Below are 23688 nucleotides of genomic sequence, written 5' to 3'. Positions count from 1 at the left end.
GCAGTTGTCAAGGTGCGAACTGGACTTGTGAGTCCAGCAGACTACTCTTGATTAGTAGGTGCTGAAATCAGTTCCGATGTTTGCAGATATATTCTAGATAAGCTGGCGTTCTGTCTTGTAACAGATGGAGGTTAGCGGACTCGAACCGCTGACATCCTGCTTGCAAAGCAGGCGCTCTACCAACTGAGCTAAACCCCCTAGTTCATTTAATTAATACCCACACTTAAGGTCTGGTGTTTAATTATCTGCTAGATGATAAGTGGGCTATCCCGGACTTGAACTGGGGACCTCACCCTTATCAGGGGTGCGCTCTAACCAACTGAGCTAATAGCCCAAGAGCTAGCTGAACTAGAATATAAAGTTTGAAAGCCCTCTCGCTAAAAACGCTCGACCTTGGGATGACATCTATCGTACTTAATCCGTTGTGTTTCGGTATCGATAGTGTGAGGTCTCCCTAAAAGGAGGTGATCCAGCCACACCTTCCGGTACGGCTACCTTGTTACGACTTCACCCCAGTCATCAGCCCTACCTTCGGCGTCCTCTTCCTTGCGGTTAGAGTAACGACTTCGGGCGTGACCAACTCCCATGGTGTGACGGGCGGTGTGTACAAGGCCCGGGAACGGATTCACCGCAGTATGCTGACCTGCGATTACTAGCGATTCCGCCTTCATGCAGGCGAGTTGCAGCCTGCAATCTGAACTGAGCCATGGTTTATGAGATTAGCGCACTGTCGCCAGTTGGCTGCTCTTTGTCCATAGCATTGTAGTACGTGTGTAGCCCAGGGCGTAAGGGGCATGCTGACTTGACGTCATCCCCACCTTCCTCCGGTTTGTCACCGGCAGTCTTTCTAGAGTGCCCAACTTAATGATGGCAACTAAAAACGAGGGTTGCGCTCGTTGCGGGACTTAACCCAACATCTCACGACACGAGCTGACGACAGCCATGCACCACCTGTGTTCTGGTTCCCGAAGGCACTTTCTACTTTCGCAGAAATTCCAGACATGTCAAGCCCTGGTAAGGTTCTTCGCGTTGCATCGAATTAAACCACATACTCCACCGCTTGTGCGGGCCCCCGTCAATTCCTTTGAGTTTCACACTTGCGTGCGTACTCCCCAGGCGGGATACTTAACGCGTTAGCTACGGCACTGCCCGGGTCGATACGGGCAACACCTAGTATCCATCGTTTACGGCTAGGACTACAGGGGTATCTAATCCCTTTCGCTCCCCTAGCTTTCGTCCCTCAGTGTCAGTTTAAGTCCAGTAGAGCGCTTTCGCCACCGGTGTTCTTCCCAATCTCTACGCATTTCACCGCTACACTGGGAATTCCCTCTACCCCTACTTTACTCAAGTCTTGTAGTTTCCATGGCCCTTACGAAGTTAAGCTTCGCGCTTTAACCACGGACTTACAAAACCACCTACGGACGCTTTACGCCCAATCATTCCGGATAACGCTTGCATCCTCCGTATTACCGCGGCTGCTGGCACGGAGTTAGCCGATGCTGATTCCTTAGGTACCGTCATTTTGTTCTTCCCTAAGAAAAGAGGTTTACGACCCAAGAGCCTTCCTCCCTCACGCGGTATTGCTCCGTCAGGCTTGCGCCCATTGCGGAAAATTCCCCACTGCTGCCTCCCGTAGGAGTCTGGGCCGTGTCTCAGTCCCAGTGTGGCTGCTCATCCTCTCAGACCAGCTACAGATCGTCGCCATGGTGCGCCTTTACCACACCATCTAGCTAATCTGACGCGAGCTCATCTTCAGGCGATAAATCTTTCAACTTTCGTCACATCGGGTATTAGCAGTCGTTTCCAACTGTTGTCCCCGTCCTGAAGGCAGATTCTCACGCGTTACTCACCCGTCCGCCACTATGTCCGAAGACACCGTTCGACTTGCATGTGTTAGGCATACCGCCAGCGTTCATCCTGAGCCAGGATCAAACTCTCCATAATATTATGTGAGAGCCATCTAAGATCGGCTCGGTTGTAATCTTTTTAAGACTTATTACTCGTCTGGCCTTTCCGTTTCCAGAAAGACCTGTTATAATCGTGTTAACGAAATTAACGAGGTTGAATAGGCTTTCAAACTATATAGTTGTCTAGGTTCAGGGTCGAAATATTCGGCTACCAGAGTGGCTTTCACCGCTTCGGCGTCGGTTTTTTTTCGACCGCTTTGCTAGTATAACCCAGTCAATTTTGAATGTCAACACTTTTGTCTAAATTTCTCCAATGATTTCGAGCGCAGACCTTCAAATTGGCTCGGTGGTGGATGTTGGACATTAATTAGTCGTGAAAAGTTAACTGGTAGTCAGGCAGCGAAGAGTCAGTTGCTACCAAATTTCAAGTTATTACCGAAGCGAAGCAGTAAGATAGCGATCTCAGTACGAAGTTATTGCTTATCTTAATTCTCACACTCAAGCAGAGCTTCGATCGGGTCAACTATCTGCAACAGTTGTGAACTGGAGATCGTCGATTCCTTAGCTGTCTGAGTAAAGAGTAGCGGCTCTTGAGAACGATTCGATCTACCACTAGCCCCACAAGAATTCTCGATCGTGCCGACTGCCCAAGTTTCTTCTCAGCCCGCCGCTGCGTCTTACTCATACCTGTTTTTGACGATCGAGATTGTGGATCGCTCGATCGAGCTAGTCATGGCAGAGATTTCTCCCTTAGCAAGCAGAGCCATGCAAATAGCAGCTACTTCGCTTCTGCAAAGCAGCCGACTACCGAGAGCTATTAACCCAAGAAGTCCAACGATGTCAAACTGATTAATATCGCTCGACTGGCAAACCCAGTCGAGCCATTTTTAGCGACATGTTCTAGATCGCTAAAAAATTTCTAAACCAGATCGATCGCACCTGCATAAACCCAAAATTCCGAACGTGGAGCCGATCGATCTGGTCAAATTAATAGTTACCTCGATCGCGATCGGGGCTACGCTAGTAATAGAAGGCAGAAATTAGGCTACTATTTCTTGCCCCCAGTCTCTCAGTTTTCCCTTCTCCCTCTAGCAAACTTCAAAATGTCCATGAAGCAGAAAATATTCATCTGGAGATTTCTAGCGATTGTATGTATTGGGATGACGATTTCTAGCAGTGGCTGGATCTGGTCTATGCCTGTGCTAACTGCCATGCCACCAGCCGCAGATCTGCGGCTGGCAAAGATAGCTAGACCGAAGCCACAGCCTATAAATAGGCAAAATTTGCAACGATCGCTCGATCGGCAAGATTTAGTAGCTGCCGTGCGGCAAGTAGAATTAGGTTGGCAATATCAATATGAAGCTTATTATGAGGGGAAATTTAAATCACAATATTTTGAATTACCAGAAATTCAACAAAAATTAGCACAGATCGATAGAGCCACAAACACTAAGTCGGCATTACTCTATGCCGTACCACTGCCCAATGCCTTACATCTAATTTTGGTTTCCGCACAAGGAAAGCCCATTCATAAAATAGTCAAGGATGCTAATGCCAAAACTCTCCCCGTAGTCGCCAAAACTCTGCGCCGGAATATTATCAATCCCCAAACTACTAATAGTGAATATTTACCGCCAGCTCAACAACTCGATCGCTGGATGATTCAGCCCATTACCGCAGAATTGACAGCACGCAAAATTAAGACAATTTTGTTTTGTTTGGGTACGGGTTTACGAGGATTGCCATTAGCAGCATTGCACGATGGACGGCAGTTTTTGGTCGAACGTTATAATTTAGCAATCATTCCCGCTTTTAATTTATTGGATCGACAATCGAAGACATTACCAGGATTGCAGGTGTTAGCCATGGGTGCGGCCAAGTTCACCAATAACACCCAATTGCCAGCGGTGCCTGTGGAATTGGCAACGATTACCCAGCAAGGCTCCTGGTCGGGACGAGTATTATTAAATGAGGCATTTACCTTAAATCGATTTCAGCAGGCTCGAGCGCAGACTCCTTATGGCATCGTGCATCTAGCCACTCATGCAGATATCTCGGCCAAAGCGGTGCAGGATTCTTATATTCAGTTTTGGGATCGACGCTTACAATTAGATCGAGTTCGCGATTTACGCCTGGATAAGCCTGCGGTGCAGTTACTGGTACTGAGTGCCTGTCGGACGGCATTGGGTACGCCCAATGCCGAGTTGGGGTTTGCCGGATTGGCGGTACAGTCGGGGGCAAAGGCGGTAGTTGCTAGTCTATGGGCGGTGGATGATGTGGGTACGCTGGTGCTGATGTCGGAGTTTTATCAGCAGTTGAAAACTGCGCCAGTCAAATCCAATGCGTTACGCAGCACGCAGATTGCGATGTTGAAGGGGAATTTAAAATTGAGCAATAGTTCGATCGATCGGCGCGCGCGGGGTGGCTTACCATCGGAGTTACAATCGTCACAGGATCTGGATTTGTCCCATCCTTACTACTGGGCAGCTTTTACCACGATCGGCAATCCCTGGTAAGCGCGAGTAAAAATGTTACTTGTGCCAAACGACTGGCGATACAAATCAACCCCGATCCCAAACTGCTGCATTGACTATTTTTCTACTGGACTAAGGATTAACAACTGGCTGGGCGGCAACGTGCAAAAATATCATCGCACTGGAAACAAAATGGCGCGTTCGTAACTGCCGAGCTAGAGTTTCTTGAAGTATCTAGCAATTGGTAATAGCTCGAAGCCGACCTTTTCATAAGTATGACGTGCTGGGAAATGACCGGGATCGCCGCCAGTCTCGACCATCGCGTTGGCGAAGCCTCTTCTAAGAAACTCAATTCACAGTTGGCTCAGGAACTAGATCGAAGCCCATTTGCTTCGCCCGTTGTTTGAGATGTTTGACGATCCGTTGTTGATATTGCTGCTCATAAGCATCAACGCCAGCAGCAACAAAATCTTCACCAGTCGTCCACAAGTGGTAAAAAATCCGCGCTAATTTATGCGCTGTTGCAGTAATCGCAATCGGCGCACCCGAACGAGAGCGAATCCGGCGATAGAACCCACCCAAAGCCGTCCGACTGTTAGCCAAAGATTGAGCAGCAATCCGAAAAGCATTGGCGGCGCGATTAACATTCAACTCTTGTTTGAGTACAAACAGATGCTCGACTCGGTAATCACCAACTAAGGCGGCGGCGATTTCTGCGGTACTGCGTTTAGCGCGAGGATCTTTTAATGCGGCTAGCTGCTGTGGGTCACGTTCCCCAGCGACAATGGCTCGAATAATTGCCATGCCAGTTACGCCAGTGATATCACTCACCACTCGATGCAGTTGCACATTCATCTGTGTTAAGGCTTTTTGCATCCGCTGAATATGAACGCTGGCACTTTTGGTCAGACTGTCTCGCTGTCGAATGTAGCTACGAAATACACAGATTTGGTCGTCTGGACGAAATGAACCAGATAGTAATCCATAGCTGTGTAACTTTTGAAGCCACTGACAATCCAAGACATCACTCTTGCGCCCAGGCACTGTCTTGACAAAGTGAGCATTTACCAGTCGGACTTCTAATCCACTGGTTTCGAGTATTTGGAAGAGGGGAATCCAATATACTCCGGTTGATTCCATTACTACTGTGGTGATTCCTCTCGACTTGAGCCATTGAGCAATGGCGTAAAGATCTGCTGTGAAACAGCTAAACTTCCGCACTGGCTCTGGATCTAGTTCGCTGGGGATGCTGACCCAATGTTCTGACGCTCCAATGTCTATTCCTGCTGCTTGGGGATGAACTCTCTTTAGTTCCGGCTCTACTTTTGGTTTAACCATTTTTCTCTCCTTTTGGGTGAAGAATAGGTGCTCTGACCTGAGCGGGTCGCTATAAAGTCTTCTAAACGGGATAGGATGATTGCTCCTTCGCCAATTTTATTACCACAGATCTCAGAACCATGCTCCTTTTCGGGCTGCTATCGCACCATTGAGGCTTCGGTCTTAACTGTCAGAACACAGATCTAGGATAATCGCTTATCCGTGTCCTATAAAAGTTTCTTTCATCTTTTAGACGACGTTTTCGTCGGCTCAGTTGCTCCAAGGGAGAATCGACATGCCAGCATCTTTCATCCGATCGAGTGCGAATTTGGGGAAAACTCAATCTGGATGCGATCTGTGGCTCTACGATTAGCGCGAACGTGCGCGTCGAACGGTTGGCCGAGTGGTTCGGGGCAGAGGTGGTAGCGATCGAGGCTGGAGCGAGGTAAAGTGGCGGGTCTCCAGAGCGCGATGGGAGTCTGGTACTGCTAGTTGAGAGCTGGTAATGACGTTAGCTTAATACGAGCGATACTCGATTTAGTCCTTTTGATAGATAATTATCCTGCTGTGAGAGTTGTACTGTCAACCTTGAGAGCGTTACTGCCGATATGAGCTGAAAAAATATCCTGTCTTAGGTGCTGGAGATCTTCTGGATGTCGATTGTCGGCTGGCGGACTGTGGCTGAAATCATCACCACGCGGCAAAGTCTTTGAGATAGCAATGCCGAAGGCAACTTTTTACCCATTTGAATCCAACATTCTCAACCCAACGTATTAACAGTTGTAGATCTATATCTGCCTGTTAACAAAGCATCTGCCAGATAACCACATCGAAGAGAAAAATATGGCATCATCATTTATTGCGCTCGGTGACAATAATACTCTCGTAGCTTTTAATTCCAGCAATCTATCTACAGTGAATTCTATCCCCGTCACAGGCATAGACGGTTCGCTACTCGGCATCGATACGCGTCCGGCAAATGGGCTGATTTATGGGATTACAACCGCAAACTCGATTTATACGATCGATCCGAATACGGGCATTGCGACTAAAGTTAGTACTCTGAGCGTCCCATTTACCGCAACATCAATATCGGGATTTGATTTTAATCCCGCCGCCGATCGATTGCGCTTAGTTGGGGACAACGACCAAAATTTCCGCATTAATGTCGATACCGGAGCCGTGATTGTCGATAGCAATTTAGCCTTTGCTGCGGGCGATGTCAATGCTGGCGATAACCCCAATATCACCGCCGCTGCCTATACTAATTCTTTCGCTGGGACGACCGCAACCCAACTTTACGATATTGACGACTTACAGGATATTCTAGTCCTGCAAAATCCACCCAACAATGGTACCCTGAACACGGTTGGCAGTCTGGGTGTAGATTTTGGCTCCCTGAGTGGGTTTGATATTGTCTCATCCTCGCCAACTAATAATGCCGCCTTTGCCACTTCTAATGGCAAGTTGTACTCGATCGACCTAGCCACGGGCGCGGCTACTAACCTGGGCGCGATTGGTGCGGGTTCGAGCCAGCTCTTCAAGGGACTGGTTGCCGCAGCAGCTCCAGACATCAATCCAATTGCGGTCAATTCCCAGTTTTTATCACTAACCAGCGATAATAAGCTCATTTCCTTCAACCCCAGCAGCCCCAACCGGACGACTACAACCGCGATCGTGGGTGTCGATGCTCCCTTGCTAGGAATCGATACGCGTCCGGCGAATGGGCTAATTTATGGGATTACAACCGCAAACTCGATTTATACGATTAATCCGAATACGGGTATTGCGACTAAAGTTAGTACTCTGAGCGTCCCATTTACCGCAACATCAATATCGGGATTTGATTTTAATCCCGCCGCCGATCGATTGCGCTTAGTTGGGGATAACGACCAAAATTTCCGCATTAATGTCGATACTGGTGCGGTGACTGTCGATGGCAATCTGGCTTACGCCGCAGGCGATGTCAATGCCAGCAAAAATCCGACGATTACGGCAGCAGGCTATACTAATTCGATCGCGGGCACGACTTCAACTCAACTCTACGATATCGATGCCGCTCTTGATGTCCTCACTTTGCAGAATCCGCCCAATAACGGTACCTTAACCACGATCGGCAATCTGGGTATCGACGTGGATGCTGTGGCTGGTTTCGATATTATTTCTAATAGTAGTGGCAATAATGCTGGCTTTTTGATATCCAACTCGATCCTATATAGCATCGACCTGTTAACGGGTCAAGCTACTAATTCGGGAGCTATTGTGTCATCGTCTGCCGATACTTCTAAGTTACGCGGGCTGGCAACAGTTAGTAGCTCCAAGATCGTCAATCCGATCGCGACTAACTCCCGATTTCTAGCCCTATCTAATGCCAATACTTTAGCCTCTTTTAATCCCGGCAATCCCCGTGCGGTCAGATCGATCGCGGTAACTGGTCTCAAGAGTGGCGAAACCTTGCTGGGTATCGATACCCGCCCAGCCAACGGCTTAATTTACGGACTCACTAGTGCCAGTAACCTGTATACGCTCGATCCCAATAGCGGTGCGGCATCTCTGGTTAGCACCTTAAGTCAGCCATTTACAGGCACGAGCGTTACGGGGTTTGACTTTAACCCTGTTGCCGATCGCTTGCGCTTAGTCGGCGACAACGACCAAAGTTTGCGAATTAATGTAGATACGGGCGCGGTAACTGTCGATGGCAATCTCGCATACGCCGCAGGTGATGTCAATTTCGGTGCCAATCCAGCAGTATCAGCGGCGGCATATACCAACGCGATCGCTAATCCTACATCTACTCAGCTCTATGATATCGATGCCAACCTGGATGTCCTCACTTTACAGAATCCACCCAATAACGGCACCTTAACCACAATTGGCTCGCTGGGCACTGACTTTGGTACCTTCAGCGGCTTCGACATTATTTCTACCGCTGAGGGCACGAATGCTGCCTTTGCCGTATCGAATTCTACCCTCTACAGCATCGATCTCCAAACTGGTGCTGCCGCAAATCTGGGTACGATTGGCACCGATGGAAAAACTTATCAAGGACTTGCCACCGTTGCTAATGCGATCGTCTCGCCTACGGCTGTCTCGGTAATTCCCAATAATGCGGGTGGCAGTGCGGTAATTTACGATATTACTGGAGCGAACCGAGTCGCTGTTAATTTAGACAACAATCCATCTGTAGCTTCTAGTGCCGCCTTCGATAACTTTGTGGGCTTGTATGAAGTAGCCGATAGTTCGGGGGGCATCGATACTAATGGCGATGGTATCGTCGAACTGCTGCCTGGAGATGCGGCCTATGCCAGAGCGGCGATCTCTAATCGGGTGAATAACGTTAACATCCGTGCGGGTGGCAATCCGAGCAATGATACTACTCCTACAAACTTTGGCAATGTTTTCTTGACAGGGGGCAAATTCTATGCTCCATTCGTGATTGCCAATCTGGGCAACTTAACTCCAGAAGACTTTTTAGCGCAGAATCCTAACAACCAAGCAGCTACTAAAATTGACGATCGAGTGGCTTATTTTGGCATTACTAGTGCCAATCCTGACAAAGCCAGTCACCTGCGCTCTTTGGGCAACAATACCTTTGGGTTTGAGGATTTACCAGCTAATTTAGGGGTTTCCGATAATGACTTTAATGATGCTGTTTTTCAGATAAGCTTCAAAGTAGTCTGATCCTCGTTAATTAGTCGATCGGCAATCGCGAAGTGATGAAGAGGGAGTTTGCTTGGTGCAACACATGCGGAGGTTGCATCCGCTAAAGCTCTGTCTTCATCACAATCCGCCTAAAGGCATTGGCTCTAGATCCTTACTATTCGGTAATCGATCGGATCGTGGCGATCTGACCTGGAAAACCATCAGTGCATTCGTGCTGTTTGCAACCTTTTTGACCTCGATCGGGGGTTGGCTGACAGCGACTGAAATCTTCCCACTTCAGCAAGGCATTCAGGATAGCGATGCCGAACGTAATTTTTTCCAGATCTGGCTGGGACTGGCGATCGTCATCCCAGCGATCGCCTACTCGGTACGAGTTTATCTCAAACCTGCCCCAATTATTGCTCGTGTGAGTACGATGACTGCGTTGCTCCGTCTAGTGTTAGCGATCTTTGACTAATTTATCCTAAAATCTAAACTATTAAGAACCCTCAACCGCAGCAGACCATCCATGCCAACCTATCGATCGAAAACCTCCACACAAGGACGCAATATGGCAGGTGCCCGCGCGCTCTGGCGGGCAACCGGAATGCAGACCGAAGATTTCGAGAAGCCGATTATTGCCGTTGCCAATTCCTTCACCCAGTTCGTACCCGGTCACGTTCACCTCAAAGATTTAGGGCAATTAGTCTGTCGCGAGATTGAAGCAGCGGGTGGTGTCGCCAAGGAGTTCAATACGATCGCCGTGGACGATGGGATCGCGATGGGTCACGACGGGATGCTCTACAGTCTGCCCTCGCGGGAGATTATCGCCGATTCGGTCGAGTACATGGTCAATGCTCATTGTGCCGACGCCCTGGTCTGCATTTCTAACTGTGACAAAATTACCCCTGGGATGTTGATGGCCGCTCTGCGGCTGAATATTCCCGCCATCTTTGTCTCTGGCGGCCCGATGGAGGCGGGTAAGACCAAGCTAGCAGAGCATAAACTGGACTTAGTAGATGCGATGGTAGTGGCTGCCGATAGTCGCGTTAGCGATGAGGTGGTCGCAGAATACGAGCGTTCGGCTTGCCCGACCTGTGGCTCCTGCTCTGGCATGTTCACCGCCAACTCCATGAACTGTCTCACCGAAGCCATCGGTCTGGCCTTGCCCGGTAATGGCACTATCTTGGCAACTCATTTCGATCGCAAGGAGCTGTTCCTCACCGCCGCTCGCACCATTGTCAGCATTACCCGCCGCTATTACGAAAAAGATGATGAGTCGGTACTCCCCCGCTCGATCGCTAGTTTCAAAGCGTTCGAGAATGCGATGATGCTAGACATCGCGATGGGTGGATCGACCAATACCATTCTGCATCTATTAGCCGCCGCCCACGAAGCGGGTGTCGATTTTACATTGAATGATATCGATCGCCTGTCGCGCCAAGTGCCCCAACTGTGCAAAGTGGCACCGAACATCCAAAAATATCATATGGAAGATGTGCATCGAGCTGGCGGTATCCCCAGCATTCTAGGCGCGCTCGCTCGGGCTAAATTACTCCATACCGACCTGCCGACCGTTCACAGTTCGACGATCGCCGATGCACTCGATCGCTGGGATATCTCGCGGACTGAAGACGAAGCCGTGCGAACCTTTTTTAAAGCGGGGCCAGCGGGGATTCCGACTCAGCAAGCATTCAGTCAATCGACCCGCTGGGATACACTCGATCTCGATCGAGCGCAGGGTTGCATTCGCAGTGCCGAAAACGCCTATAGCAAAGAGGGCGGGCTGGCTGTGCTGTATGGAAATCTAGCCGAGCGCGGTTGCATTGTCAAGACCGCAGGTGTAGACGAAAGCGCGCTCGTCTTTACGGGTCGGGCGCGGGTGTATGAAAGCCAAGATGCTGCTGTCAATGGCATTCTCAGCGATGAGGTGAAAGCGGGTGAAGTAGTGGTTATCCGCTATGAAGGGCCGCGTGGCGGGCCAGGGATGCAGGAAATGCTCTACCCAACCAGTTATCTCAAATCCAAGGATTTAGGCAAGGTGTGCGCCTTATTAACCGATGGTCGATTTTCCGGTGGAACTTCGGGACTATCGATCGGTCATGCTTCGCCAGAAGCGGCAGCAGGCGGCAATATTGCCCTGGTGCAAGATGGCGATTCGATCGAAATCGATATCCCCAATCGGCGCATTCATCTAAATATATCAGCAACAGAATTAGCCACCCGTCGCTCGGCGATGGAGGCTAAGGGTAAAGATGCTTGGCAGCCCGCACAACCGCGTCCGCGACGGGTCACAGCAGCACTCAAGGCTTATGCTTTACTAGCTACTAGTGCCGATCGCGGTGCAGTCCGCAACCTGGAAATGCTTGAATAACGTAATATAGTCATTCCAATTAAGAACGATCCAAATCTCGATCGATAAAATCAATCTTTACAATGGTTAGAGCGCATCAGGCTGTCTCAAACTTATTTGGAATGACTATATCTATCCATTCCCTAATTGGCTAAATTAACCCGCTTAGCGATCGAGTTCTAACGAGCGAGTATTGTTCGTAATTGGCGATCGCGAACGTCAGGCAGGGGATCTTCAATCCGACGGTGCTTACGTGCGCCGCGCTTCAACTAGCGATCGACCCGAATCCAGCTCTCAAGCCATTTCGATCGAGCAGCAGCGGTAGATGAGAAAAGAATCCAGAAGAGATCCGATCGATCGCCAGTTTCAATTCCGCACTCCCGTGGTAATCATCCCAGGGATTGTAACCAGCGGCTTTCTTGTTGTAATTCGATCGAATGTAGTCCGCCAGATCCTGTTTTACTGCTTGTTTTACCTGGCAAATTCCGCTCGGAAATTGTCATCAGATACAAAGTTTTCCAATTGCCGCAGTTCATCTAAATGCTTAATCCAACGACAACTTTGTTTTTTAACGGTTGCCCCCGCTCGAAGTCAGTGATGTTGGCAAGTGTCGTGGTGGCGATCGATGCTAGGGCATTACGGGCAAAGAATGCCTGGTGCGCCGTGATGACTACATTCGGAAACGATTGCAGCAGTTGGAAGGTCGTACAATGAAGGGCACCCATGTTTGGAGTGCCCTCGAACTTTAAGTAATGACGGTTGGTTTTTCCATACCAGTCAGTTCGCGAATGTGCGCTAATTCCTCGGCGATCGCAATTAAGTCTTGCAATGCCACTTGTGGGTCGAGGGACTGTTTAGTCGCATCTGCCTCAAAGCTTTCGAGATAGAGTCGGAGGGTCGCTCCTTGGGTACCCGTTCCAGATAGTCGGCAGACGATCCGCGAACCATCGGTAAAGCCAATCCGCAGACCTTGATTTTGACTCACGCTACCATCGATCGGATCGGTATAACTGAAATCGTCCATAAATTCGACTTCATACCGCCCGAAAGTTTTGCCCTTCAGGGTTGGCATCAACTCGTTTAAGCCAGCCATCAAGGTATGGGCGCGATCGCTATCGATGGCTTCGTAGTCATGGCGTGAATAGTAATTACGTCCGTAGATCTGCCAGTGTTCTTGCACGATTTGCTCGACCGATTGCTGGCGTACTGCCAGAATGTTCAGCCAGAAGAGGGCAGCCCAGATGCCGTCCTTTTCACGGATATGGTTGGAGCTAGTACCAAAGCTTTCTTCCCCACACAGAGTCGCTTTCCCAGCATCCAGCAAATTCCCAAAAAACTTCCATCCAGTCGGTGTTTCGTAGCAATCAATTCCCAGTTTCGCCGCGACTCGATCTGCCGCCTTGCTGGTTGGCATGGAGCGGGCAATTCCGGCTAAGCCGTCTTTGTAACCTGGAATCAGCGTTGCATTGGCAGCCAAGATCGCCAAACTGTCGCTGGGATTGACAAAAAAGCGACGACCTAAAATCATATTCCGATCGCCATCCCCATCGAAGGCGGCACCAAAATCAGGCGCATTGTCGCCAAAGAGGATCTCCACCAGATCGTGGGCATAAACGAGGTTGGGGTCGGGGTGTCCGCCCCCAAAATCTACCAGCGGGATGGCGTTTTGGACGGTTCCGGCTGGGGCACCCAACCGCTGTTGAAAAATCTGGTCAGCATAGGGTCCTGTCACCGCGTGCATGGCATCAATGCACATCCGAAAGCCATCGGTGGTGAGAAATTGCTGGATGCGATCGAAGTCAAATAGAGACTGCATCAAATCTACATAGTCATTAACCGCATCAATGACTTCCACTACCATGCCACCTAATTCTGATGTGCCTAATGTGTCAATATCGACATCAGGAGCATCGATAATTTGGTAGCAATCGATCGACTTGGTGCGCTCGAAGATGGCTGCTGTGACCGTTTCGGGCGCAGGTCCACCATTGCCGATGTTATACTTCACCCCAAAGTCGGCATTTGGTCCGCCAGGATTGTGACTGGCAGAAAGAATAATCCCCCCAAAGGCATGAAACTTACGGATCGCGCAGGATGTCGCTGGGGTGGAGAGAATACCATGCTGCCCGACTTTAACTTTCCCGATTCCATTGGCAGCAGCCATTTTCAAAATAACTTGAATGGCTTCTCGATTAAAGTACCGTCCATCTCCACCCACAACCAGTGTTTGTCCCTGGCAGCCATTTAGGCTGTCAAAAATAGATTGAACGAAATTTTCTAAATAATGGGGCTGCTGAAAAACTGGGACAGACTTACGGAGACCTGATGTACCTGGCTTTTGATCGGTAAATGGTTGTGTTGTAACAATACGGCTGGTCACTAAATACTCTCCCTAAATCTCAAATAGCGATTATTGAATGACAGTACAATACAGGATTCCCACAAAAAGAACGCCGAAGTGCAGATAATCTTTATTTCGGCGTTCCTTTTCCTTATTGTGCGAATAACGACATTAATTTGCGAAAGTACAACACCTACTTAGGAGCGTGTAAACCGCATTCTTTTTGAGTGGCTTCTTCCCACCACCAGCGACCTTCGCGTTCGTGTTGTTGGGGGAGAGTGGGTTTGGTGCAGGGTTCGCAACCGATACTAATAAAACCGCGTTCGTGGAGTGAGTTGTAGGGGACTTCGAGGGCGCGAATATACGTCCAGACATCCGCAGACGACCAGTTTGCCAAGGGATTGAACTTAACTAACGGATGTTCGGGCGTACCGAAGGCTCCATCAGCTTGAATGACAGGTACAGCAGCGCGAGTCGAAGGACTTTGATCCTTGCGTTGTCCGGTAATCCAAGCATCGAGGGTGGCTAATTTGCGCCGGAGGGGGGCAACTTTGCGCACGCCACAGCATTCTTGATGTCCATCTTCGTAGAAGCTAAATAAACCTTTGGCTTGGACCAGTGCTTCGACAGCCGCTGCTTCTGGATACATGACATCGATCGAGATATTGTAATGCTTTCTGACGCGATCGATAAATTGATATGTTTCGGGATGGAGACGACCAGTATCGAGACTGAAGACTTTGACATTGGGGTTAATCTTGTACGCCATGTCAATCAACACCACATCTTCAGCCCCACTGAATGAAATGGCAATATTATCGAATAAACTCAATGCCCGTTTGACGATCGCTTGGGGACTTTGCGTACTCAGTTCGGCATCTAGGGTCGTAAAATCGAGTTCTGTGGTCGTCTGGGTCATGGTTGTCTGCTCTGGAAAAATTAAGGATGGATCTCCTGCCGATATTTTACATCCTAAAGCCATACCACTTTCGACCGCCTTGCGGCGCGCTTACCAACTTAAGTTATTATCGCGATCGAGCGTAGCGATAAAACGACTGTAGACGATTGGAGTCGGCAGCCAGGGCGCGCGCCAATAGAGATCTTGGACGATCGTCTGCGATTGCCATCTTACCACTGCCAAATTATTTAGCCCCACCACCTCGCGACCATCTTGAAACCAGCGAGATTTCCACCACATCAATCGCTGTACGTAGGGTTTGAGTTGGAAGTTTCCAGCAATCGATCGAGTAGGCATAGCATATACGCGATCGCGATCTACATGACTCAATCGACCGCCCACCACATTGCGCTGTGTCAGTCTCCCTCTCTCCCTCGCAGCTTTGCGCTCAAAACTAGCCACAGTAGTCTGCTGGCGGGGAATCCATTCCAGAACGCATTCCCAATCGTGGGGGTTTTGGCGATCGCGGCGAGACAGTCGCGATCGAAATGCTAACATTTCGGGTGGCCGATCCCAGCCGAGTGAGTACCGAATTTTTTCGGGAAATAACCACTCTTTCAAGCGTGTATGCAGCAGCTTGGTAATCGGTTCCTCATTTCTGAGCGCGCTAGCCGTTAATTGCACCAGTAACGATGACTGACGTTGTGACGACTCTAAGCTAGAGTCATGCGTCTTAGCAATAAGCCCAATCCCTCCCAATCCCCTCCCCTCGTCCCCCCGTCCCCTAGTCCCCACCCCTGCCGTATCGAGCTGAAGATGGGATAATCGCACCACTGCGCCATAGTGAATATCTCCAGATAACACCACTACGGTATCGCGATGGGCAAAGAGCGTGGTTATCAGTTGCGCCAGAGCTGGGGTATGGATATTCCAGGCATCGCCAACATCTGTAGCAAATACGCGATTGCGTTCGAGCGACCATTTATGAATCCGATCGATGATTTTCAATCCAAATAAATTGGTAGGTGCGACGATAAATGTGGCTACAGGTGCAGCGGTGGGCGATTTGGCTTGGAGCGGCTCGATTAACTGTCGCTCGAATGCTGTCGGTGACAATAACATCGGCGGCTCGATGGGCGATCGATCGAGATGATAACCCCGCCAAGTGCGCGTATCCAACACCATGACTTCATGACAATTACTAGCGATCGTATAATGCCAAGTGAGTGCCTCTGGGTCGCGATCGAGGATCGCCACCTCCCCATCGAGTGTAAATTTGGGCAACCCCGTGCGCGAATCGCTCTGGGGCATTCCTACCAAGCGGGCGATCTCTAAATTGGCAGCAAGATCTGTGCCCCTACTTAACGACCATTTTTGGGCAGCAGCTAGTAGTTTCCCGCCCGATGTACCCGCCTCAAATCGATCGGGGGTATTTCCCCAGCCTTGAAAGATTGCATAGGCCAGGAGCGCGTTTTGCACCACCTGCTTGCCCAACGGTTTCCCCAATACCCGCAGGCACCAAGCCTGATTGAGATTCCAATCATCGCTAACATCATGGTCGTCGAAGATGGCATACATGGGAATATTGGCTAAGGCGCGACGCACTCGCCCCAATCCCTCGACAAATTTCTGCAATTGTTTCAAATCCCGCTCCCACTGTTTGGCAACGTGACGATCCTTAGTTACTGCACCACCCGATGGCCATCGCTGCGGCCAACACACGGGCGAACAGGCGAGCAAATAGACTGCATAATATTCTCCCAGACTGAATAAATGACTGGTAACTTTCTTGCGGCGATCGCGCAACCCAGCCGTAAAGCCCGCTTGTCGAGTGGCGATCTCGGCGCGCAACCCAGGGGCAAATTCATTTACCAGCCGATACTCGATCTGACGCGAGCTGGGATTGCGCACGGGCAATCGTTCCGTCCATCCTAATAGCGTCTCACTCAGTTGACTAGCTGCCCATAACAACGGCTCGGCGACATCATCACCATAAATTTGGTCGCCAGTGAGAAACAGTTGCTGGGGACGTTGTGACGGGAGATCTGCCGATTCGGCGAGGAGACTATCGAGAATAGACAAAGCATCGAATCCCTCCCCGTGCGGTTTGCGACAGGAGCCATGGACGATTCGCAAATCTGAAATCTGGCTGGAGGGCAGGACAAAGGTAGGATAACCATGTGCGAAATAGCTAATTCGATCGTGCGAAACATGCGGCACAGAGATTGCCTGTTGTAGCGATCGATCGGGAATCTGACGATTGCCATCCGAGAAGATTAAGTCGTAGGCGTAGACTCGATCTGCTGCTAATTCTAGACTCCCCTCTGCCGTTGCCGTGACAGCGATAATATGTAGGTGCGGGCCTAAGGCGATCGTTTCCCGACTCCCCGATAGCAAACTCTCCCCGATCTGGTTGCCATTATCCTCCGTCGCCAACACCCGCAGCTCGACTCGACAAGCTACTTGGAGTGCAACCCAAACTGTGACCGACCTGGGCGTAGTGCGCCGCAGAATTGGCCCTGCTAAAATTAGTGGTAATTCGGTTAGCGAGATAATGGGTAAATCGGACATCCAGATCTAGTTAGCTCATCGCCATATGCTGCTTGGTTTGCCTGTTGGTAGTACCATATCATTACCAATCGAGATTTTAAAGTTAGAATTCGATCGTTCCTTACTCCCCTCTCCACCCTACGGTGTGTTTACAAGTTTGTTGGACTTTGTTTATTAGACCTAAATCCCCCATCACCCACCTATTAACACCGTAACCCAAAATGAATCTCCCGGCGATCGAGCGTGCTAAGATCTACGACCAACAAATAGCGATCGCTACTACAGCGGGAGTATTTACTTATCGGGATTTGCTGCACGCATCCAGTCAGATTGCGACACATCTGCTTGAGAATAACGCCGATTTGCAGGAGCGGCGAGTGGCCTTTACGATCCCGTCTGGGTTTGAATATGCGGCTACCCTATGGGGGATTTGGCGAGCTGGCGGGATTGCGGTACCACTGTGTACCGTCCATCCGCGTCCGGAGTTGGAATATGTCATTACCAATGCTGGTGTATCGATCGTCATCGCTCATCCAGATTTTGAGGACAGTTTACGTCCGATCGCGCAAGCCCACAATTTACGCTTTATCCTTACTTCAGAACCGCTGCCAGACTCGATCGCACTACTTCCACCGATCGAGCTTACCCGTCGCGCCCTGATCCTCTACACCAGCGGCACCACAGGCAAACCCAAAGGGGTGGTGACAACCCATCAAAATATCCAAGCTCAAGTCACGAGCCTGATCGATGCTTGGGAATGGACTGCACGCGATCGCATTTTGCACGTACTCCCCTTACACCATATTCATGGAATTGTCAATGTCTTAGCTTGTGCTTTATGGGCGGGGGCAGAATGTCAGATGTTAGCCAAATTCGATGCCGAAACCGTATGGAATCGGATTAGTGAAGGCCATTTAACCTTATTTATGGCCGTACCGACGATTTATGTAAAGTTGATTAATGCGTGGGAACATGCCGATCGAGAGCGTCAACAACAGTTATCTGATAGCTGCGCCAAAATGCGCCTGATGGTATCTGGTTCGGCAGCCTTGCCAGTGACAGTATTAGAAAAGTGGCAGACGATAAGCAACCATTTTCTCCTCGAACGCTATGGCATGACTGAAATTGGCATGGCAATATCGAACTCATTACATGGACAGAGAACTGCTGGCTCTGTCGGGACACCTTTACCGCAAGTGGAAGTAAGATTGGTGGACGAGAATGGAGAACTAGTTCCACCAGGCACTCCCGGCGAAATTCAAGTCAAGAGCCAAGGCGTATTTCTAGAATATTGGCAAAACCCAGCAGCAACTGCTAAGGCTTTCCAATCTGGCTGGTTTTGCACCGGGGATTTGGCGGTAGTAGAGGATGGCAACTATCGAATTTTGGGGCGGATGAGTGTCGATATTATCAAAACTGGCGGTTATAAGGTTTCCGCGCTCGAAATCGAAGAGGTATTGCGATCGCATCCAGCCATTCAGGAATGTGCTGTGGTGGGTGTCGTCGATCCCGAATGGGGCGAACGGGTATGTACGGCGTTAGTTTTAGAGCCGCAATGCCAGTTAACATTGGCAACTTTGCGGAGTTGGGCAAAGGAACGATTGGCAGTTTATAAGGTACCGACTCAAATTCTGGTAGTCGCTGAGTTACCGCGCAATGTGATGGGGAAAGTAACTAAACCCGCAGTGGTGGAGCTATTTCGATCGATCTAAGTAGGTCAGCATACTTATTTTGAATGCTAGAATCACCTGCAACCTTGATGGTGGGCAGTGCCCACCCTACTGGGACTCTAACTAGTGATGGCAACAGGTTTAAAATCGTCAAGGATTGATGGATAAAGTCGAGCTTAGAACGAGATCCAGTAATGCGATCGCTCAAACGTTTCCGCTTACCAGATCGGGCTTAGGCAGCTCCTGGGGGGGATTGGGCGGGCACCAGAACAGATTTTTGCTAGAAACCCCGATCGAGTCGAGAATGCCGCGCATGATGTCCGTACAATACAGCCAGTGTCCCACATCTTCATACATTCGATCGGGATTGAATTCGAGATTGTAGTGCAACACTTCGGGCAGATCGACAAACTCATCTGAGGATTGGGGCGAGAGGAGCATCAATTGAAATGGCTTGCCCTGACAGTGTTTGGCGAGCTTGTCGAGTAGATCGATCGTGCCACCCCGATCGGCAATTCCGGTGCGGATGAATAGCAGTTTGTCGGCATGTTTGAGGGTATACCAAAACCTATGGGCGCGTGCGGTGTAACGCGATCGCATTCGATCGTGAATGACAGACATCGACAGATCGTCGATCGGGTTTTCGTTATCTTCTACCTCGTGGGCAAATGACAATCCTAACCATTTTTGGTGGTAAATTCTGCGGATGAATGAATCGAAATGTAGTAGGTTGGGATTCCACATCTCATCAAAACCGTTGTCGATAATATCGGCGATATCGGCAATATTGGTAGTCCGCGTTAGATCGAAGGGGAAGGCTGGGCCATCGTAACCCATTTTGTACAGCATCATCCGCGCCGCACATCGATCTCCGAGTGGAATAATCCCCACCCGCTCGATTTGGGTTAATTCGCACTGGTATTCAAACATGATGGCAGACTGCGCCGGAATTTTGACCCGACTCTCTAGTCCGTTGCCACCAATCAGCAGCGTTCGGAAGGGTAGATCGGGATGTTGTGGATCTGCATATACACCTGCTGGCAAAGCTCTGAGTGCGTTTTGCACCTCCGTCCACATCGGTTGCAGATTGTACTCGTGGTCGGATTCGTTAATTACCCACAATTGACGCTCGTCCTGTTGCCAAATCCCTAATTGTTCGTCATAAAACAAAACTTGGGAGTTGTTGGAATCGAATAGATTGAAAGCTGCGCTGTATTCCCATTCAGTTCCTGCTGGAATGGCGATCGTCGTCGCGATCGAGCCATCTGCTGCGACGGCAAAATAAGGGAGCGTTCTGGGCTGGCGATCGGTGGCAAGATAGATACCGGGCATCAATCCGGCTTTACTTTTGAGTACAGTTTGTAATTCCAACCAATAGGGCGCGATGGTGTAGCTATTGGGGGATGGATTGTTAATCCGCAACCGCTTTTGGGCGAGACAAGCACAGATTGAAAATCCAGCATTATCGAGATAAAGCGGCACTTCGTTGGGTTGCCAGAAGCGTTGTCGCTCTGAGGCTAATTCGTCTTTGTCGATCTGGAATACCTGTAAATCGATCGCCTCATACATCAGACGGTGCCCGACTGTATTGGGATGCGCGGGGTCGAAAGAAATCCCTGCTTTCCAGCGTCCGCCACCATTATCCAACACTCCCAACCAATCGAGGACTGGCACGCCCCACTTAAGCATCCGCTTGTGGGTATCTTGCAACCACCAGTGATGTTCGGAAGTATAATCGCCATGTGGATAGACTCCACCTAAAATCGGACGTGCGCCCAGTGCCCTGGTCATTTGCACGAGTTGCTGCAAGCCGCTTTCAAATCTGCGCTGTACGGCTCGGCGTTGGTGGGGCGGACAGTGAGCTAGACCTTCATTCCCCAGCGACAGGGCAATAATAACTACATCTGGTTGTTCTGGGGCGACCGCCGCACCAAACCGCTCGATCGTTCTACCGACGTTGGCTCCAGCCTCCGCAACATTAATCAGTCTGTGTCCGTATTTTTGGCGCACGGACTCTGCCAATAGCGATGTCCAGCCTGCTAATAACCACGCTTTTTGACCGACAGCGACCGAACTGCCAATGACCAGAATTTTGAGACCTTGCGAATCTTCTGGCTCGGCGGTTTCGATCGTTGGCGATTGAATATAGCCAAAGGGATGAGGTTGCAAATACCCAAATGCACCATCATCGACCACGATCGTGTTCGAGCGACTCTGAGGCTCGATCGGCAGCCAACGGTCGAACCCGAACGATTCCCAATGTCCACAGCCCTGCGCGTCGATCTTTATATACTTATATTCTACTTTTCGGCCATCGATCGACTCTGCCGATAGCTGGATATCGATGGCGGTATTTGTCCGCCACAAAGGATAGCGATCGCCACTGGTATGCAGGCGAATACATCTGGTGATATCCCACGCTCCCAATTCGGGTGTAGAACCCACCAGGGCAATGACTTCACCAGGTTGTGTATGTGCAATAACCTGAAATTGATACATGGGTTTTGGCGATAAGCGAGTGATGATGCAACAACACAAAAAAGCCGAGTCGTCGCCACAGTGTAGATTATCATGCAAAATACCCAATCTTCTGTCTTAGAAATAACGTTAGGTGAGTGAATGGTGGGCGACAATCGGTAGTAAATTTCTCTGGGTATCTGGCAATAATTTCGAGCCGATCGAAGAATTGTTGGCGATTTTTTCCTTACACCTTTCGGACTATCTAAGTTTTTTAAACATGGTACTTAAGACAGATTTGTTTAAAAACTAGCTCGGCTACAGTAGTAAGGAATCGAGCTGACGACCCAAATCGCTCGCGAGCAGTTTTTAACCGCCTACTGCGAAAGACAGACCACATAGCAACTATCCGGAGTTCAAACTCATGCAAAAATCATCTTTAGTAAAATTCATCAGTGCTGGTCTCCTCGCCACCAGCGTCTTAGTTATCCCGATGACTGCACCTGCTTCGGCTCAAACATCCGGTAGTGGAACTGATGGCACTACTGGTACCACTGGTACTACTGGAACTACTGGCACCACTGGCACTACCACTACCACTAATTACGAAAACAATAATCATCCAGGTTTGTGGGGATTGACTGGTTTGCTTGGTTTATTCGGACTATTGGGACGACGCAAAGAGGAAACTCACACTACTACACGTCGCGATGATGCCCCTGCATACCGCGACCCTAGCATTCGTTAATTTTAACTACTTCTTTATGAAAAGACAGAGTAGGACGTAATTGGTATTTACAAAATCGATCTTCAACTTTACAGCAGATCGCTGTACCCATAAACAGAGCGAGTGTAGAAATATACACTCGCTCTGTTTCGATATTTGCCTGAGATAATTAATTAGTGTTTACTCGATTGAAACCGAATATTATATTCTCGTTCTAGCTTGTGAATCGCTCTGCGATAACCATCTATTTCTCCCCGTTCGTGGAACAAAGTGGCTGCTCGATCGAAGTCAAAGATGGCACCTGGTTTATCTTTTAATTTAACTTTATTGAGAGCGCGATTGTAGTAAGCTCTGGCATAATTGGGATCGAGAGCGAGTACCCGATCGTAGTCATAAATCGCCCCAGCATTATCGCCTATTTCGCCTTTGATAGTACCGCGATGATAAATAGCACCGATCTCTCCGGGTGCGATCTCAATCGATCGATCGAAGTCAGCGATCGCCCCAACAATATCGCCGACATCGTGTTTGGTATTGCCTCTGTGATAATACGCTGGGGCATAATTTGGTGAGACTTCAATGGCTCGATCGAAGTCGGCAATTGCCGATTGTTTGTCATCTACATTTAACTTGGCTAAACCCCGATAATAATAAGCCTTGGCATAATGAGGAGCGTGTTTAATCGCCCAACTATAATCGGCGATCGCTGGGGCGATGTTACCAGTTTCTACTCTAGCTCGACCCCGATTGTAGTAAGCCTTGGCATAGTTGCGATCGAGATTAATCGCCCGGTTGTAATCGGCGATCGCGCCTGCCAAATCTCCTAATTGTCCTTTTGCCAAGCCGCGATTATTGTAAGCTTTCGCATAGTTAGGATTTAACTCGATCGCCCGATCGTATTCCGCGATCGCACTGACTAGATCGCCTGAAGAGTGCTTATTTATACCTTGTCGATTGTAATTTTTAACTTGTTTGGTGTCGAGATCGAACGGCTGGCTGTCTATCCGATCGGATGCTTTGCTGGCGGTTCCCTGCGGCTGTCGCGCCGCTGCATCAGCAATCGAAACATGATGGTCGCTCATTGTTGCCCATGTCTCCCATGACGTTGGATTTTTGGATGCTCTAATTATTGAAAACATTGGGACGAGCGAGCGCGATCGATAACAAATATTATCATTTTGCGATCGTCGGATTAGGAGAAGCTGCTATAGTCGAAGATTGGACTCTGTCAAAAAATATCGGCGATAGAGATTGCTAAAGATCGATCTTATTGTCGATCGAATGATAGGCAATAAGATCGTTCTCAACCGCCCGCGACTTAAGTGTGGTGCTCATAGCTAAAGTCCACTTCA

General features: G+C 49.4%; 16 protein-coding genes, 2 tRNA genes, 1 rRNA gene and 2 pseudogenes. 9 read left to right on the top strand and 12 right to left on the bottom strand.

The features are described from left to right. Positions 1–125 precede the first annotated feature (125 nt). The 3 genes from CHA6605_RS06330 to CHA6605_RS06320 all read right to left on the bottom strand — a co-directional run bounded on the left by CHA6605_RS06330 (position 126) and on the right by CHA6605_RS06320 (position 1944). A tRNA-Ala gene (locus CHA6605_RS06330) sits at positions 126–198 on the bottom strand. A 62-nt stretch (positions 199–260) separates the two neighbouring features. After that, a tRNA-Ile gene (locus CHA6605_RS06325) sits at positions 261–334 on the bottom strand. 123 nt (positions 335–457) lie between these two features. After that, positions 458–1944: ribosomal RNA gene (locus CHA6605_RS06320) — 16S ribosomal RNA — on the bottom strand. 553 nt (positions 1945–2497) lie between these two features. On the opposite strand from CHA6605_RS06320, the gene CHA6605_RS06315 reads away from it, so the two are divergent. Both CHA6605_RS06315 and CHA6605_RS06310 read left to right on the top strand, forming a co-directional pair. After that, a complete protein-coding gene (locus CHA6605_RS06315) occupies positions 2498–2728 on the top strand; it encodes a hypothetical protein (protein ID WP_157259859.1) in 231 nt (76 codons plus the stop codon). A 288-nt stretch (positions 2729–3016) separates the two neighbouring features. Next, positions 3017–4423, top strand: a complete 1407-nt coding sequence (locus CHA6605_RS06310; RefSeq protein ID WP_015158672.1) for a CHAT domain-containing protein — start codon at positions 3017–3019, stop codon at positions 4421–4423. Between the two features lie 173 nt (positions 4424–4596). Here the strand turns inward: CHA6605_RS06310 and CHA6605_RS37110 are convergent. Continuing rightward, a pseudogene (locus CHA6605_RS37110) lies at positions 4597–4716 on the bottom strand (GNAT family N-acetyltransferase); the annotation flags it as partial. A gap of 13 nt (positions 4717–4729) precedes the next feature. Then, complete coding sequence (locus tag CHA6605_RS06305) at positions 4730–5719, bottom strand: IS110 family RNA-guided transposase (RefSeq protein WP_015158670.1); 990 nt, start codon at positions 5717–5719, stop codon at positions 4730–4732. Positions 5720–6018: 299 nt separating this feature from the next. Here CHA6605_RS06305 and CHA6605_RS36090 point away from each other — a divergent pair, with 299 nt between their 5' ends. The 5 genes from CHA6605_RS36090 to CHA6605_RS36085 all read left to right on the top strand — a co-directional run bounded on the left by CHA6605_RS36090 (position 6019) and on the right by CHA6605_RS36085 (position 12018). Further along, positions 6019–6147 carry a hypothetical protein gene (locus tag CHA6605_RS36090; RefSeq protein ID WP_269744566.1) on the top strand — a complete coding sequence of 43 codons (129 nt, stop codon included), beginning with the start codon at positions 6019–6021 and terminating at the stop codon, positions 6145–6147. Between the two features lie 394 nt (positions 6148–6541). Then, positions 6542–9379, top strand: coding sequence for a DUF4394 domain-containing protein (locus CHA6605_RS32590; RefSeq protein WP_015158669.1), 2838 nt, complete (start codon positions 6542–6544; stop codon positions 9377–9379). 64 nt (positions 9380–9443) lie between these two features. Beyond that, positions 9444–9818, top strand: coding sequence for a hypothetical protein (locus tag CHA6605_RS06295; RefSeq protein WP_015158668.1), 375 nt, complete (start codon positions 9444–9446; stop codon positions 9816–9818). Positions 9819–9869: 51 nt separating this feature from the next. After that, entirely contained in the window at positions 9870–11714 is a 1845-nt protein-coding gene (gene ilvD, locus CHA6605_RS06290) for a dihydroxy-acid dehydratase (protein ID WP_041547671.1), read from the top strand. A gap of 172 nt (positions 11715–11886) precedes the next feature. Then, a complete protein-coding gene (locus CHA6605_RS36085; protein WP_269744565.1) occupies positions 11887–12018 on the top strand; it encodes a hypothetical protein in 132 nt (43 codons plus the stop codon). A gap of 64 nt (positions 12019–12082) precedes the next feature. Here the strand turns inward: CHA6605_RS36085 and CHA6605_RS33725 are convergent, their stop codons facing one another. The 5 genes and pseudogenes from CHA6605_RS33725 to CHA6605_RS06270 form a co-directional block, all read right to left on the bottom strand. After that, entirely contained in the window at positions 12083–12229 is a 147-nt protein-coding gene (locus CHA6605_RS33725) for a hypothetical protein (protein WP_157259856.1), read from the bottom strand. Then, positions 12230–12397, bottom strand: a pseudogene (locus CHA6605_RS06285) (2-hydroxyacid dehydrogenase); the annotation flags it as partial. Positions 12398–12438: 41 nt separating this feature from the next. Further along, positions 12439–14073 (bottom strand): alpha-D-glucose phosphate-specific phosphoglucomutase, encoded by a 1635-nt coding sequence (locus tag CHA6605_RS06280; protein WP_015158666.1) that lies wholly within the window; start codon positions 14071–14073, stop codon positions 12439–12441. Positions 14074–14227: 154 nt separating this feature from the next. Then, positions 14228–14953, bottom strand: a complete 726-nt coding sequence (locus CHA6605_RS06275; protein ID WP_015158665.1) for a phosphoadenylyl-sulfate reductase — start codon at positions 14951–14953, stop codon at positions 14228–14230. A gap of 90 nt (positions 14954–15043) precedes the next feature. Beyond that, complete coding sequence (locus CHA6605_RS06270) at positions 15044–17503, bottom strand: hypothetical protein (protein ID WP_015158664.1); 2460 nt, start codon at positions 17501–17503, stop codon at positions 15044–15046. Positions 17504–17703: 200 nt separating this feature from the next. Here CHA6605_RS06270 and CHA6605_RS06265 point away from each other — a divergent pair, with 200 nt between their 5' ends. Next, positions 17704–19194, top strand: a complete 1491-nt coding sequence (locus CHA6605_RS06265; protein ID WP_015158663.1) for an acyl-CoA synthetase — start codon at positions 17704–17706, stop codon at positions 19192–19194. A gap of 162 nt (positions 19195–19356) precedes the next feature. Here the strand turns inward: CHA6605_RS06265 and CHA6605_RS06260 are convergent, their stop codons facing one another. Then, positions 19357–21651: a DUF1796 family putative cysteine peptidase gene (locus CHA6605_RS06260; RefSeq protein ID WP_015158662.1), complete on the bottom strand. Its 2295-nt coding sequence runs from the start codon at positions 21649–21651 to the stop codon at positions 19357–19359. 382 nt (positions 21652–22033) lie between these two features. On the opposite strand from CHA6605_RS06260, the gene CHA6605_RS06255 reads away from it, so the two are divergent. Continuing rightward, positions 22034–22357 carry a WGxxGxxG family protein gene (locus CHA6605_RS06255; protein WP_015158661.1) on the top strand — a complete coding sequence of 108 codons (324 nt, stop codon included), beginning with the start codon at positions 22034–22036 and terminating at the stop codon, positions 22355–22357. A gap of 152 nt (positions 22358–22509) precedes the next feature. Here the strand turns inward: CHA6605_RS06255 and CHA6605_RS06250 are convergent, their stop codons facing one another. Continuing rightward, on the bottom strand, positions 22510–23418 hold the full coding sequence (locus tag CHA6605_RS06250; protein ID WP_015158660.1) for a tetratricopeptide repeat protein: 909 nt from the start codon (positions 23416–23418) through the stop codon (positions 22510–22512). Positions 23419–23688: the final 270 nt, after the last annotated feature.

Source organism: Chamaesiphon minutus PCC 6605 (genome assembly GCF_000317145.1).
Lineage (GTDB): Bacteria > Cyanobacteriota > Cyanobacteriia > Cyanobacteriales > Chamaesiphonaceae > Chamaesiphon > Chamaesiphon minutus.
Note: the sequence above shows the minus strand (reverse complement) of the source record. Positions and strands in the feature narration are given on the sequence as shown.

Coding starts and splice junctions, on each gene's coding strand:
- CHA6605_RS06310 (WP_015158672.1), top strand. CDS start 3,017: ATGAAGCAGAAAATATTCATCTGGAGATTTCTAGCGATTGTATGTATT.
- CHA6605_RS06305 (WP_015158670.1), bottom strand. CDS start 5,719: ATGGTTAAACCAAAAGTAGAGCCGGAACTAAAGAGAGTTCATCCCCAA.
- CHA6605_RS32590 (WP_015158669.1), top strand. CDS start 6,542: ATGGCATCATCATTTATTGCGCTCGGTGACAATAATACTCTCGTAGCT.
- CHA6605_RS06295 (WP_015158668.1), top strand. CDS start 9,444: ATGCGGAGGTTGCATCCGCTAAAGCTCTGTCTTCATCACAATCCGCCT.
- ilvD (WP_041547671.1), top strand. CDS start 9,870: ATGCCAACCTATCGATCGAAAACCTCCACACAAGGACGCAATATGGCA.
- CHA6605_RS33725 (WP_157259856.1), bottom strand. CDS start 12,229: ATGAACTGCGGCAATTGGAAAACTTTGTATCTGATGACAATTTCCGAG.
- CHA6605_RS06275 (WP_015158665.1), bottom strand. CDS start 14,953: ATGACCCAGACGACCACAGAACTCGATTTTACGACCCTAGATGCCGAA.
- CHA6605_RS06270 (WP_015158664.1), bottom strand. CDS start 17,503: ATGTCCGATTTACCCATTATCTCGCTAACCGAATTACCACTAATTTTA.
- CHA6605_RS06265 (WP_015158663.1), top strand. CDS start 17,704: ATGAATCTCCCGGCGATCGAGCGTGCTAAGATCTACGACCAACAAATA.
- CHA6605_RS06260 (WP_015158662.1), bottom strand. CDS start 21,651: ATGTATCAATTTCAGGTTATTGCACATACACAACCTGGTGAAGTCATT.
- CHA6605_RS06255 (WP_015158661.1), top strand. CDS start 22,034: ATGCAAAAATCATCTTTAGTAAAATTCATCAGTGCTGGTCTCCTCGCC.
- CHA6605_RS06250 (WP_015158660.1), bottom strand. CDS start 23,418: ATGAGCGACCATCATGTTTCGATTGCTGATGCAGCGGCGCGACAGCCG.